Origin of the sequence: Exiguobacterium sp. s125 (genome assembly GCF_018618605.1) — a bacterium.
GTDB lineage: Bacteria > Bacillota > Bacilli > Exiguobacteriales > Exiguobacteriaceae > Exiguobacterium_A > Exiguobacterium_A oxidotolerans.
The window spans coordinates 415,782-429,866 of sequence record NZ_JACSMI010000001.1 but is presented as its reverse complement, the minus strand read 5'-3'; the positions used below and the strand labels follow the sequence as shown (position 1 = coordinate 429,866).

General features: G+C 46.4%; 13 protein-coding genes. 5 read left to right on the top strand and 8 right to left on the bottom strand.

Annotation, left to right across the window (positions count from 1 at the left end; genetic code table 11):
• Positions 1 to 7: 7 nt before the first annotated feature.
• Positions 8 to 3,178, bottom strand: a complete 3,171-nt coding sequence (gene dnaE / locus KNQ05_RS02060; RefSeq protein WP_214804339.1) for a DNA polymerase III subunit alpha — start codon at positions 3,176 to 3,178, stop codon at positions 8 to 10.
• 163 nt (positions 3,179 to 3,341) lie between these two features.
• Here dnaE and KNQ05_RS02055 point away from each other — a divergent pair, with 163 nt between their 5' ends.
• A complete protein-coding gene (locus KNQ05_RS02055; RefSeq protein WP_214766574.1) occupies positions 3,342 to 3,536 on the top strand; it encodes a YtzJ family protein in 195 nt (64 codons plus the stop codon).
• 58 nt (positions 3,537 to 3,594) lie between these two features.
• Here KNQ05_RS02055 and KNQ05_RS02050 read toward each other — a convergent pair whose 3' ends face one another.
• On the bottom strand, positions 3,595 to 4,533 hold the full coding sequence (locus tag KNQ05_RS02050; RefSeq protein ID WP_214766576.1) for a DHH family phosphoesterase: 939 nt from the start codon (positions 4,531 to 4,533) through the stop codon (positions 3,595 to 3,597).
• Positions 4,534 to 4,600: 67 nt separating this feature from the next.
• Between KNQ05_RS02050 and KNQ05_RS02045 the strand changes: the two genes are divergently transcribed.
• Complete coding sequence (locus KNQ05_RS02045; RefSeq protein ID WP_088837614.1) at positions 4,601 to 4,909, top strand: YtpI family protein; 309 nt, start codon at positions 4,601 to 4,603, stop codon at positions 4,907 to 4,909.
• A 35-nt stretch (positions 4,910 to 4,944) separates the two neighbouring features.
• Here the strand turns inward: KNQ05_RS02045 and KNQ05_RS02040 are convergent, their stop codons facing one another.
• Positions 4,945 to 6,255, bottom strand: coding sequence for a DRTGG domain-containing protein (locus tag KNQ05_RS02040; RefSeq protein WP_029331154.1), 1,311 nt, complete (start codon positions 6,253 to 6,255; stop codon positions 4,945 to 4,947).
• A 153-nt stretch (positions 6,256 to 6,408) separates the two neighbouring features.
• Between KNQ05_RS02040 and KNQ05_RS02035 the strand changes: the two genes are divergently transcribed.
• The gene (locus KNQ05_RS02035; protein ID WP_088837616.1) at positions 6,409 to 7,512 is read left to right on the top strand and encodes a M24 family metallopeptidase; all 1,104 of its coding nucleotides are present in this window, start codon (positions 6,409 to 6,411) and stop codon (positions 7,510 to 7,512) included.
• A 59-nt stretch (positions 7,513 to 7,571) separates the two neighbouring features.
• Here KNQ05_RS02035 and KNQ05_RS02030 read toward each other — a convergent pair whose 3' ends face one another.
• Entirely contained in the window at positions 7,572 to 8,297 is a 726-nt protein-coding gene (locus KNQ05_RS02030; protein ID WP_088837617.1) for an SDR family oxidoreductase, read from the bottom strand.
• A gap of 152 nt (positions 8,298 to 8,449) precedes the next feature.
• Between KNQ05_RS02030 and KNQ05_RS02025 the strand changes: the two genes are divergently transcribed.
• The gene (locus KNQ05_RS02025; protein ID WP_088837618.1) at positions 8,450 to 8,887 is read left to right on the top strand and encodes a universal stress protein; all 438 of its coding nucleotides are present in this window, start codon (positions 8,450 to 8,452) and stop codon (positions 8,885 to 8,887) included.
• Between the two features lie 90 nt (positions 8,888 to 8,977).
• On the opposite strand, the gene KNQ05_RS02020 is transcribed toward KNQ05_RS02025, so the two are convergent.
• The 4 genes from KNQ05_RS02020 to tpx form a co-directional block, all read right to left on the bottom strand.
• Positions 8,978 to 9,583 (bottom strand): 3D domain-containing protein, encoded by a 606-nt coding sequence (locus tag KNQ05_RS02020; RefSeq protein ID WP_029331158.1) that lies wholly within the window; start codon positions 9,581 to 9,583, stop codon positions 8,978 to 8,980.
• Positions 9,584 to 10,202: 619 nt separating this feature from the next.
• On the bottom strand, positions 10,203 to 11,414 hold the full coding sequence (locus KNQ05_RS02015) for an acetate kinase (protein WP_088837619.1): 1,212 nt from the start codon (positions 11,412 to 11,414) through the stop codon (positions 10,203 to 10,205).
• Between the two features lie 122 nt (positions 11,415 to 11,536).
• Positions 11,537 to 12,445, bottom strand: a complete 909-nt coding sequence (locus KNQ05_RS02010) for a class I SAM-dependent methyltransferase (RefSeq protein WP_214804338.1) — start codon at positions 12,443 to 12,445, stop codon at positions 11,537 to 11,539.
• Positions 12,446 to 12,548: 103 nt separating this feature from the next.
• Positions 12,549 to 13,046, bottom strand: coding sequence for a thiol peroxidase (gene tpx, locus KNQ05_RS02005; RefSeq protein ID WP_214805048.1), 498 nt, complete (start codon positions 13,044 to 13,046; stop codon positions 12,549 to 12,551).
• A gap of 167 nt (positions 13,047 to 13,213) precedes the next feature.
• On the opposite strand from tpx, the gene KNQ05_RS02000 reads away from it, so the two are divergent.
• On the top strand, positions 13,214 to 14,029 hold the full coding sequence (locus KNQ05_RS02000) for an NAD kinase (protein WP_029331162.1): 816 nt from the start codon (positions 13,214 to 13,216) through the stop codon (positions 14,027 to 14,029).
• The last annotated feature ends 56 nt before the right edge of the window (positions 14,030 to 14,085 follow it).

The following is a 14,085-nucleotide window of genomic DNA, read 5'->3' as shown; positions in this document are numbered from 1 at the left end:
CCTACTACTAGTTTGATCGGGGGACATTTTTTAAGATGATGTTCGCTTCACCAAATTGAATCCGTAATTGCGCGAACAGCTCTTCTTCATGACGAATCGCATATAAACCCGGCAACGTCTTTGTTTCGTTCGTGTCAGCATAGCGGACGACGACCGGAATGTCACCCGGTGCGATTTCAAGTACACGTTCAAGAGGAGCCAGCTCATTTTTAGAAGGTAACTTGATGAACAAGACATCTTGACCAAGCGGACGTAACCGCTCTAACACGAACTGCCGTTCACCTGCCCGGTCTTGCACCTTCACTTCGATCAACAACACGTTTCCGACATACAACGATCGTTTATACATGTCGTACTGTTTCGGGAAAATGACGACCTCTTCGTTCGAATACCCATCAACGGCTTGCATGACGCCCATTGATTGTGCACGCTTCGTCTTAAATTCCCGCAGCTGCTCGATATAACACACAAGGTAAACGGATTCTTCCATCTCGCTTGAAACATCATGAAAATGCGTCGTCTCGACTTGGGGTGTCATCGCTGTCATCAAAGGTGAGTAGGTTAACCAGAATCCAAGTGCTTCACGTTCGAGCCGCGCCCAGTCCGTCGCAGTACGTGTGACGGCTTTTGTCGTTGCCCGCTTACCGAGGCTTGCTAATTCGTCCGGTAACAACGTATTCGAAGCCATCGTAAAGTAATCAAGGACTTCTTGTTCCGCTAATCCCCGGTCGCCATGTGTCGCACGGTCGAATGCTCCACCATAGAGTAACAATTCGATTTTAGCGCGTTCTTTTTTTCCCCAGCCGACGGTCGTCAGTAACGTCGTGATTGTCTGCGATGATTTCGCTGCTTCTTTCAAAGCTTTGAAATCGCGTTCCGATATTCCACGTAACACTTGAATCCCGAGTCGGATGCCTTTTCCTTCCAGAGTCGAACGATAGTCTGAAATCCAAATATCAGGTGGTAAAGCTGGCAAACGCTTGTCCCGCATCGCCCGGACAAGTCGTTCCGGTTGATCGATCGACACAAGGGAAAAAACTTGTGGATAGTGAGCTTTCATATAACCTAACGCATAACTAATCTTCGTATAGGCGACTGCGTGACTCCGGTTAAAGCCATAGCCCGCGAAACGTTCGATTTGATCATACAGTGTCTCAGCAGTCGTTTGCGCAAGACCATTCTGAACGGCACCTTCTAAAAAACGCACTTTCTCTGATTCGACCGACGCACTATTTTTTTTCGATATCGCCCGACGTAATAAATCTGCTTGCGCCAGTGTAAATCCGGCGACCCGACGCGTGATTTCCATGATTTGCTCTTGATAGACGATGACACCGTATGTCGTCTCTAGTACTTCCGCTAAAATCGGATGAACCGTTTGATAAGGTTGTCCCGCCTTTCGTTTCGCATATAGATCGATGAATTTCATCGGCCCCGGCCGAAAGAGTGACATCGTCGCGACTAAATCTTCAAAACGGGTCGGTTTGACTTCACGTAACGTCTGCTTCATCCCGTTCGATTCAAACTGGAAGATATAATCCGTATCCCCTCGTGCAAATAAACGCAGGGTTGCCGAATCTTCTTCCGGAAGCTCTTCCATCGAAAAATCGGGACGTTCCCGCCGAATCAGCTGTTCCATTTGTCGAAGACGCGTCAAATTCCTGAGTCCTAGTAAATCGATTTTCAAGAGACCTTGTTGTTCGAGTGCTTTCATCAAATATTGGGTGACGAACCGGTCGCTCGATCCTGTATCGAGCGGCGTCGTCTCAATCAAGTCTTCCGAGCCGATGACGACACCGGCTGCATGAATCGACCGCTGTCTTGGCAATCCTTCGATTTCTTGGGCGAGGTGTAACAATTGGCGCCGCTTCTCACTTCCGGAGAACCAGCGGTAGATGGTTTGCTTTTGTTCGATTCCTTGTAAGGTCGTTTCTTTAGCGATTTGCTTCGCCGCAGCATCCGTCTCATCTTTTGAAAACTCGAGGACACGGGCGACATCTCGAAGTGATGCTTTTGCACCAAGGGTCGACAACGTCCCGATTTGACCGACGTGACTTCGACCATATCGGTCAACGAGATAATCCAGTAGCTCCTCGCGGCGTTCGTCCTCAATATCGATATCGATATCCGGCATCGTGATGCGTTCCGGATTTAAGAAACGTTCGAACAGCAACCCATATTTCAACGGATCAACCGTCGTAATGCCTAATGTATAACTGACGAGCGACCCGGCAGCCGACCCACGCCCGGGACCGACACGAATGCCGACCGCTTTCGCATGCCGTACTAAATCCTCGACGATTAAAAAGTAGTCAGCAAATCCAGTTGTTTCGATGACGTCGAGCTCGTAACGGAGTCTCGCCTCCGCAGTCTCATCAACTAGACCGTGTGCCAGTAATCCGTCGCGTGCAAGCTGACGTAGTTTCCCCATTGAGTCATCCGCGACACGTGGCAACGGTCTCGACTGTTTCGGTAATGTAAGTGTTTCTTGCGTCTGCGCCCACTGTTTCAAGAGACGTTGTTCGTGCTCGGTAAAATGTTCGCGTAATTCTTCATCCGACTTGAGATGTGCTTGTCGATTCACTTTTTGTTCTTGAAACGGTGTCCCTTCGTCAATCGCTCGGAGTGCTTGGTAGGCATCTGCGTCGTCACGACGCAAGTAGCGGACGGGATCGATCGGGATGGTTTCCAGTCCTAACTCTTGGGCAACTACCCGGTAACGCTCCCTGCTGTCCCGTTCGACAGTCGAGCGCGCCATTTTCACACCTAAATAGACCGTCGCATTTTTGGCATACCCCATCCAATTCACGACTTGACGCCGAAGTCGCGTTTCATCTTCTGTCGCTTGACGTTTCGGCTCAAGGATTGCGATTAATTCGCTGCATTCCTCTGTTTCCTGTCCACTGGCTAATCGGTATAATATCTGTAATCCCCGACCTGTTTTGGCATACCATAAAATATTGAATTCATCGATTTCCTTCATGTCTTGTTCATAACCGACGACCGGAAGCAAATCCCGTTTTTGACATTCAGAAACGAACGCCGGAACCCCCGTTAACGTCGTCTCGCAAATCGCCGCAGTTGAGGCTCCCCTTCGCTTCAACTCGTCGAGATACGGTGATAGACGAATCATACTCTGCAATGGGCTGTAGGCCGTTCGTACGTTCAATTGCATCATATTTCCTCCCTCCTTTTCTACTTCTTTCATCCATTATAAGTTTTTGCATGGTAAAAGTTTTCAGAACATTCATATCTAGCGACTCCTGACTATCGCCTTCTTACTCAATATTCGATACAATAAGTATAGAAATATCATGACGCGGAAGGAAGGAGTGTTTCTGATGATTTTAAATCGTAGCCAGATTGCCCGTGAAAAAGTCGAGCAACTCAAACTCGGTGTCACTGCCTTTACTGAAACAGAAGAAATCGCCGAACGCATTCGGAAGTCTGTTAAAGAGTTAGAACTCAATGTCATCGAAGACCATACAGAACGCGGAACTTGGTTTATTCCGCAAGAAGAGACAACAACGCACTGAGACCACAAAAGGCTGTCCGCTATGTATCCGAATTTGGATGATAGCGAGCAGCCTCTTTTCATTCGAAGCGGAAGTCTTGTGCGACTGCGTCGAGACGAGCGACGACTTGATCCACTTCTGACAAGTGATCGATTGTCGCACCGGACGCCATCGGATGTCCACCGCCCCGGAACTCCTTCGCTACTTCGTTGATGACGGGTCCTTTTGAACGAATGCGCACGCGGACCTCTTTTTCCGTCTCGAGGAATAACGCCCAACTCTTCATTCCTTTAAGGCCGGCAAAACTATTGACGAGCAACGAAGCTTGTTCGACCGTCGCATCGAAACGTTTTAACGTCTCTTGCGTCAAGACGACATAACCGACGCCTGCATCCGTCAACTGGATATGTTGCAAGACATATCCTTGCAAATGAAGTGCAACGAGTTCCGTTTGATACATGTTGCGATAGAGCCAATCTGTATCGATTTCGAGATCAAGCAGTTGTGCTGCGACGGCAAACGTTTTGCTCGTCGTCCCTCTAAATTGGAAGCGTCCTGTATCCCCGACGATTCCTGCATAAAATTGAATCGCCGCTGCCGCTGGGATAGGATATCCCCAGTCATTCAACAGATGGACAAGTAATTCCGATGTCGAACTGACGGTCGGATCGACGAGTTGGACTTTTGCATAAGCATCTTCGTCCGGGTGATGATCAATCTTAATGACGTGACGCCCTGTCATCGCAACATGACCGTCGATTCGTGCTTCATTCGCCGTATCTAAAATGACGACGAGTGCTTCTTCATACATTTTCGGTTCCACTGCGTCGAGCTTCCCCATGAACGATAGGGAGTCTGCCATCTCACCGACGGCGTAGATTTTTTTCTCCGGAAATTGTTGCTGCAAAACTTCACGTAACCCGAACTGGCTTCCAAGCGCATCCGGATCCGGTCGTTCATGCCGATGAATAATAATCGTCGATGCGTCTTCAATCAATTGTCTGATTTGTTCTTTCACAGTGCACAGCTCCTCTAAATATTGATATGATACAAACAGATACGAAAAAGAAAGGAAGGTCATCCCCATGCAATTCGTTCTAATCTTGTTAATCGTCTTGTCGCTAGGAGGCTATTTACTCGCTAAGCGTCGTGCATTCCATACGAAGAGTACGAATCGGAAATTTTTATTTAACACCCAAGCAAGCATTTGGCTCAGCCTATTCGTCATCTTGTTCGCAGCCAATCAATTTCTGTCTGGCGACGGATTGACGACGTTGACGGGTAAAATCGTCTGCTCGATTTTAATCGCAGTTGGTCTCGCCTCATTCATCGCTGGTTTCATTCGTTATCGAAAAATTTACCCTTATGTTGTTCGCGAAATGGAACAATCGTAAAAAAGACGGATTCTCCGTCTTTTTTATTTGGTCATTTATCGGTCGATCAATTGTGAGGTCACAAGTGCCTTCGCAACAATTTGGGTTCCTTGGTACATCTCGACGTCGACTTTACCGAACTTCCGGCCAACATCAAATACATTTGCCCGAATCGTAATCGTACTTTCAATCTGGACCGGCTTGATGAAGTAGATGCTGACATTTTCGATGACGAGGTCACCCTTCTTCATATGCCGCAACATCCGTGTCGCACCCTCGACGAGCAGCGTCGTCAAGACGCCACTCGACGCCGTCCCCATGAAATTCGTCATCTGCGGTGAGACTTCAAGCGACAGGTACTGCCCACGATCATCTTCCGCCGTCTTGATTTGCCCTGTAATCAAATCATCAAACGTTTCGCCGACTTGCGGCTGACGATTTGCGAGTTGGAGCGCCTTCAAGACATCTTGCCGACTGATGATGCCTAGCAACCTGCCGTACTGGTCGATGACCGGCAACATTTCGATCCCTTCCCAAACCATCTGGTGCGCCGAGTTCGTCACGCTCGTCCGAATACCGACCGTGATCGGATGACGGGTCATGACTTTTTCAACCGGCCAATCATGCGGTCGGTCAATGATGTCTTTCGCCGTGACAACGCCGACGACCTTCATCTGTTCATCGATGACAGGATACCGATTGTGTTTCGTCTGTTCGTTCAATTCATGCCATCTGGAAATCGGGTCGTTCGTCTGTAAATAAAAGGTATCATGCAACGGAATCAAAATATCGGAAACGAGCAAAATCTCCTTTTTGATCAGGCGATCGTAAATCGCCCGGTTAATCATCGTCGCAACCGTAAACGTATCGTACGACGTCGAAATGATCGGAAGTTCCATTTCATCTGCCAAGCGCTTCGCATCTTCCGTCGTATCGAAACCGCCTGTGATTAAGACTGCCGCTCCCGCCTCGAGAACCAGTTCATGCGCCTTTTCTCGGTTACCGATGATAACGAGACTATCGACGTCGATGTATCGCATCATCGCCTCTAACTTCATCGCACCGATAACGAATTTCGTTAACGTCTTGTGTAGACCGTTCCGTCCGCCGAGAACTTGTCCGTCAACGATGTTGACAACTTCTGCAAACGTCAGTTTTTCAATATTTTCTTTCTGTTTTTTCTTAATGCGAATCGTCCCGACCCGTTCAATCGTCGAAACAAAGCCTAGATTTTCGGCTTCTTTAATCGCACGGTATGCCGTACCTTCCGATACCGTTAAATCTTTCGCAATCTGCCGGACGGATATTTTTGCGCCAACATCGAGATCTTCAATGTGTCGGATGATCTGTTCGTGTTTCGTAGGCATGCTGTATCCCTTCTTTTTCCTATATTCTACTCTTCTGTCATTATACTGTACTACTCGAAAGAATGAAAAGTGTACTAGTCCGATTTGCGAGAAATGTTTTCCAAAAGCAAGGATGTTATACTGAAAAGTGACTATAAGAGAGGTGGGAATAAGATGTTAGAACGTACGAATCAAATCAGCCAAGTATTAAAAGAATCAGGCATCGATGTCGCCTTGATTACTTCAAAAGCCGGTGTATTCTATTTTTCTGGTGTCTACGCTGAACCACACGAACGTGTCATGGCCGTCATCGTTGACGCGAATGGAAAACGAGCACTCTTCTGCCCAGCACTCGAAGCAAGTATCGTAGCAGCAAGTCCATGGGATGGTGAAGTCGTCACTTATGCCGATCATGAAAATCCATTCGACAAAATCGCGCAATTGCTCGGCTCGTTCGCCGTCTCAAACAACCGACTCGGGATTGAAGGGGAACACATGACGTTCAGCCGTTTCAAAGAGCTTGAGTCTCGTTTGGAAAATGCGGCAATTCTCGATATCGGAGATAAGCTCCAAGCATTACGCCTCCAAAAAGATTCAGAAGAAATCACGATTTTACGCGAAGCCGCTCAACTCGCAGACGAAGCAATCGAAATCGGGAAAAATGCAATTCGCCCCGGCGTAACTGAAATCGAAGTCATCGCACAAATCGAATTCGAGATGAAGAAAAAAGGCGTCCGCGAAATGTCTTTTGATACACTCGTCTTATTCGGTGCAAACAGCGCTGATCCGCACGGTGTCCCTGGCGACCGCGTCATTAAAGAGGGCGATTTCGTTTTGTTTGACCTCGGTGTCGTTTGGAAAGGATACTGCTCTGATATTACACGGACGTTCGTTTATGGAACTCCGAGCGCGGAACAGGAAAAAATGTATCAAACTGTTTTAACCGCGCTTGAAGCAGCGACAGATGCGAGTCGTGTCGGCATCACACTCGGTACACTCGACGAAGCGGCACGGAACGTCATCGACCAGGCTGGTTATGGCGAATACTTCACGCACCGCGTTGGTCACGGTCTCGGAATCGACGTCCATGAATTCCCGTCACTTGCATCGAATAATCTTCTGACAGCTGAGCCTGGTATCGTCTATACACTTGAGCCTGGCATCTACGTCCCTGACGTTGGTGGCGTTCGAATCGAAGACGACATTCATTTAACAGCAGACGGTCCAGAAGCATTGACGCGCTATCCGAAACACTTACAATCAATCGAAGCCAACTAAACATCTACTAAAAAAGGTTAGCTCAACCGACTGAATTCTTCGGATGAGCTAACCTTTTTTTATTTTCGCGACTGATGAACGACGTTGACGCCACCTGTCACATCGAGAATTGCACCCGTAATCAGACTCGCATCTTCTGCAAGTAAAAATGAAATGGCGCGGGCGATATCGCCCCCGACACCGGTCCGGCCGACAGGCGTTTGATCGTCTGCGACTGCTTCATCAATCCACTTCGTCTTGTTGTCTCCGACGATGTTTCCGGGATTGACCATATTCGCCGTAATCCCGTACTCCGCCTCTTCTAACGCAACACTTTTCGTTAAGCTGACCATCCCACTCTTCGCAGCAGCGAAAGCAGCTCGATAAATCCATCCTGGTGCTGTCGCACTTTCCGGAAAACCATATGTGATGACACGTCCATAGCGTTGCTCCCGCATGATTGGAATCACTTTCCGTAGTAACCAAAAGCTCGCCGTCAAATTCCCTGCGACGACTTCGTCCCACTCTTCGTCTGAATAATCGACGAGTGATTTCCGTTCAAAAATATACGGTCCCGCATTAAGTATCAATGCATCAATCCGCCCATGCTTTTCCATCGCTTCATCTACTGCTTTAAGCAATTCGGTTTGTTTCGTCACATCTGCTTGAATTGGATAAAGACGTTCATGTTCAAACTCCGGCTTCGATCGGTGCAATGCTGTCACATACCATCCTTCGTCTAACAGACGGCGTGTCACCATTTCTCCAAGCCCTTTCGTTCCTGCTGTAATCAACGCGTGCCTCATCTTGGCATCGCCCCCTTTCACCTTGTTCTATCTTACGATGTTCACGTTTGAAGAACAATTTTTAGAACTCTAACAATGTTCAACACTTTCCATTTGTGGGAATGGTATAATAAGGACGTAGTATCAGCCGAATACGAAGGGATGGATTCATCATGGCAATCGTATATCATAACGTACTAGTAGCAGTTGACGGATCAAAAGAAGCAGAACGTGCATTTGAGACCGCAATCGACGTCTCACTTCGAAATGACGCCAAGTTAGTCATCGCCCATGTCATCGATACACGGACGTTCGCGACTGTCGAAGCATATGACCGCACAATCACAGAGCGTGCCGAGTCTTATGCAAAAGAATTATTAGACGAATATGTCAAAACGGCGCAAGAACGTGGAGTCAAAGATGTGGAAGTCGCAATCGAGTACGGTTCACCGAAAGTCACGATCGCGAAGAAACTCGCTCCAAATCATGATGTCGATTTAATCATTTGTGGTGCGACCGGCCTGAATGCCGTCGAACGTTTCTTCATCGGTAGTGTCTCTGAAAGCATCACACGTTACGCCAAATGTGATGTTTTGATCGTCCGTCTTTAATTGAATTCATTATTTTCTCCGCACCTTCTCACGAGGGTGCTTTTTTTCGTAAAAAAATCCATCGAGCCGATGCCCGATGGATAGATGTGCTTATTTAAATTTAACGGTGACGTTACGACGTCCCCAGCTGAATGCTTCTGAGCGCGAGTAGTACAAGATATCAAGTTTTTTTCCCTTGATGGCTCCACCTGTATCCGCTGCCGTGTACGTACCTTTTAATTTCCCTTTATAATACACTTTGACCGTCGAACGAAGCGGGATGACACGCGGGTCGACCGCTACGACTTTTTTCTTCGAACTCTTGATGTTCCAACCAATCGCTGTCAAGTTGCCACTGCCCGGATCGTACGGCGTGTAAGCTGTCGCACTGACGTTTGTTAGTGTTTTCCAACCGCTTGACGATTGTTTTTTAGAAGACGAGCTCTTGACGACCTTTGAATAACGTGCGCTTAAGTATGCTGTTTTTCCTTTGTAGCTTACTTTGTACCAGTTACCTGTTTTTGCTTTGTACGGTAAAGTTTGATTTTTATAAAGAAGACCTAATTTTTTCGATGACGTGGTTGCTTTTTGACGAACAACTAGGCTATTGACCGACGATTTAACATTCTTTTTAGTAGCAGCTTCTGCTTGAAGACCTGCAAACGAACTGAGTGCTAACAACATTGCTAAAACACTAGCGAGTATTCGTTTCATCATGTAATCTCTCCTCCATAATTGTTCCCGATTTGTTAACTGAGATTAATATACATGACAAAAAGGGGCAGTGCCGTTACATATAGACCACAAAAAAATGTCGTTACTATTACTATTATGTTACAAAAGGCTCATATTTATGTTTTCAAACCTTATTTACGACTTATTTTTGAAATGAAGACAGATTTCAGAACGTTATATGACAAAGACCGTAACATAACTAAAAAACAAGAACAAAAGTTCTCGTTAAAAAAATCATTGTTTTAGCTTTATCAATACAAAAAAAGACCGGACATGATGTCCGGCCTTCGTGTAGATAAACTCTTACGAAACGTGAACATGCGATATCGAGGCGGATTTCGCTCTAAAGTGTCTGCATGCTGGATTTCCATCATGGTATTCCCTAAAAAGCGTCACGTTTCGTTGACTCCTACGGAAAAGTGCGTGTTTAACGCACGTTCAGAGGCAGGCAAAACCCTGCTCGTTGTCCGCTAGGATCCAAGGAGCAACGGCTTGCGCCTCGCCCGAGGAAAGCAACAAAAAAAGACGCTTGATCTCCCGATAGCACGTTGTCTACAGTCAGAAGACCGGACATGACGTCCGGCCTTCTGCATGTTAGTACTTATGCATTTTGTTCAATCAATCCACCGACACGAACTGTGTCACGTGCGATCATCAATTCTTCATTCGTTGGAATGATGATGACTTTGACTGGTGAGTGCGGGTAGTTGATGAAGAGTTCTTCTCCGCGCGCTCCGTTGTTAAGCGATGGATCCCAGTAGACGCCCATGAACTCGAGTCCACGGAGAACACGCTCACGAATCGAGTCAGAGTTTTCACCGACACCTGCCGTGAAGATGATGGCATCGACGCCGTTCATCTCTGCAGCATATTGTCCGATGTATCCATGAATCCGGTTCGCGAAAATACGAAGTGCCATTTCAGAACGATGGTTTCCTTCCGTTGCTGCTGATTCAACATCACGTAAGTCACTTGAAAGACCAGATAATCCGTAGATTCCTGATTCTTTGTTCATGACGTTCAAGACATCTTCTGCCGACTTCCCTGTTTTCTCCATCAGGAACGGAATCAAGGCCGGGTCAAGCGAACCAGAACGTGTTCCCATCGTAATTCCTTCAAGTGGCGTGAAGCCCATCGTCGTATCGAGTGACTCACCGCCAGCAACTGCTGCAATCGATGCCCCACTACCGAGGTGACAAGAAATCAAACGAAGGTCTTTAAGCGGACGTCCGAGCAACTCAGATGCACGTTCCGTAACATATTTGTGGCTCGTACCGTGGAAGCCATATTTCCGAATGCCGTATTCCGTATAGTATTCGTACGGAAGGCTGTAAAGGAAGTTTTCTTCTGGCATCGTTTGGTGGAAGGCCGTATCGAAGACAGCCACTTGCTCGACTTCCGGCAAGATTGCTTGGAACGCACGAATCCCGATCAAGTTTGGTGGGATGTGGAGTGGACCGAGCTCTGTATAGGAATCGATATCTTTAATGACATCTTCCGTAATCACGACAGAATCCGCATACTTTTCTTTACCATGAAGGACACGGTGTCCAACACCTTTGATTTCATCGTAAGAAGAAATGATGCCAAACTCCATCAACTTTTCAAGTGAGAGTTCTACTGCTTCTTTATGTGTTGCAAGCGGAAGGACGTCTGTATACTTTTGCCCTTCACCATATTTAATTGTAAAGATTGCATCGTCTTTCCCGACACGCTCTACTAAACCGATTGCTACTAACGTTTCACTCGGCATCTCAAGTAGTTGGAACTTAAGCGACGAACTACCAGCATTTACCGCCATAATTTTTGCCATGATCTATTTTCCCCTTTTCCATTCAAAATCAGTAGACATTCACATCTGTGTGGGTGTTCTATTTTTTCTGTCTTACATTAGGATAGTCAAATTAACAATAGAATTCAATTACTTTTCACTTTTCATTTTAATTCTGTATTAATCCATTCATCAATCTGTTTCACCATTCCACCAAATGCACGTGCATCGGTGAATGACGGGAGTTCAGCAAGTAATGCTTGTTTTGGCATCGTCATTCCCGCTAGGTGATTTCGGACGATTAAATAACTTTTTGCTGCCTGTTCTTGCTTGAACATGGTTAATGGCAGTTGCAAGATGCCGACGACATGTGCCTTCGTCTCAAAATACTGCTTCAATTTCCCTTCCGTATCGTGCTCAAATAATCCATTCGGGATGACAAAGACACCGAATCCGCCTGGTTTAACATAATTCATCGCCTGTTCAATCAAAAGAAAGTGGCTGTAACTCATTCCTTCTTCTCGTTTTAACACATACTCTTTTGATACTTCTTCGTCCGGATAGTAACCAATCGGCAAGTCTGCCATCGCGAGATCGACTGGATCTAACAGTAGAGGACGGAGTGCATCTTGATGCGTGTAAGTGACGGGATAATTGAGTAATTCCGTGATTGAAGCCGATAACCGGACTAACGTTTCATCGACTTCGACTGCTTCTGCTGCCGTCCCCGTCGGAAGTTGACTCATGACGGCATGAAGCATCCCACCTGTTCCACTACCAAGATCAAGTAACCGAGCGTCGTCCTTCTTGATTAGTTTCCCGATTAAATAACCTGCAAACAATGCAACGCTGTCCGGTGTTGGCAAATGATTCGGTTGTGCCTGTTTCATTCCTTCGAGAACAGCAAGCGAAACAGATTTCCGAATGACTTCTGGATCGACTTTTTCAGTATGGCGGTCATTTAAGCGATCAATGACCTCCGTCAGCGCCTCTAAATAGGGCATATCAAGGTCGCGTTCTAATTTTCTCGTTTGTTGCGTTAGTTCCTTATATAATTTTTCTAATGTTTCCATCGTCAGTTCATCCTTTCAAAACGAAACGGCCCCCCATATTTCCTGGGAGCCGTTCTTCTCATTACATCCATTGTATCTGTTTTACGTCGTTTGTAAACTATTCTTACTTCGCAGCTTTTGCTGCGGCGATCGCCGCATCAAAATTCACTTCGTCTGTCGATTCTGGCATATATTCGACATAGACGACTTGATTTGCTGAACCAATAACGAATACCGAACGAGCTAGCAAACGAAGTTCTTCAATCGCGACGCCATAGCTATGCCCAAACGATAAATCACGGTGATCCGATAATGTTACGACATTATCAAGCCCGCTTGCGGCACACCAGCGACGTTGTGCGAACGGAAGGTCGTTTGAGATTGTCAACACTGTCACGCCATCGATTTGTGCTGCTTCTTCATTGAACTTACGTGTTTGAGCGTCACAGACGCCCGTATCGATCGATGGAACGACGCTAATCATACGAATTCCTTTGTATGTATCGCGCGAAACCGGCGAAAGATCGTTAGCGAGTACCTCGAAGTCTGGTGCTTGTTGTCCGACTTCAACTTGTGTACCAAGTAATGTAATATCATTTCCTTTAAACGTTGCCATGTGTATTCCCCATTTCCCCATGTTGTCTTTCAAATGCATTTTCAATCTTACTATAGGAAGGTTCGCCTTATAACGCAAGCTTTCTGACGAACTTCCTAGCTATCGGTTCCCGATTTCTGAAAAAACAGTTATAATGAAAGAGTACATGAAACGCTTTCAAGGGGGAATTGACCATGGCTCGAAACAATGTCTACCTGTATTACCGAAATAAACAAAGACACGAGACGCAGGTACGTAAATTAGTTGAAGTCGGCAAGCGATACGGATTGAATGTCGTCCAGGATCATAAACAAGCAAATATCATCGTTTCAATCGGTGGTGACGGCGCGTTTCTTCAAGCAGCTCGCTTTACAGGCTTCCGTGACGATGCCATCTATGTCGGTTTCGCAGAAGGTCCAAATTCCTTTTACTGTGACTTCGACATTAATGACCTGTCCTCCGTCGAAGCCATTTTCAAAGAAACAGGCGATCGCGTCTCGAATGGCGAAATTGAAGTCCGACGTTATCCATTGCTTGAAGCATCGATCAATGGCGGGCCAGGTATGCTTTGCCTCAATGAATGTTCCGTTAAATCGAGCATCATTAAATCACTCGCAATTGAAGTCTACATTGATGGATTCTTATTTGAAACGTTCCGTGGCGATGGTATGGTCATTTCGACGCCGACCGGATCGACCGCTTATAACAAGTCCTTGTCTGGTGCAATCGTCGATCCATTGATTCACTGCCTCCAAGTCAGCGAAATCGCATCCGTCAACAATAACCGCTACCGGACGCTCGGATCGGCTTTCCTCTTGAACCGTGGTCGTAAATTATCGCTTCGCATCATCGAAGACGGAAACGACTATCCGATCATCGGGATGGACAATGAAGCGTTAAGCTTAAAACGAACGGACTCCGTCGACATCCAATTGTCCGATAAAGAATTAAAAACCGTCAAATTAACAAACAATACATTTTGGCATAAAATCCAACGGTCATTCTTATAAAACAAACAAAAACTTCCCTGTCCACCAAGGACAAGGAAGTTTTTTTATCACCTAAG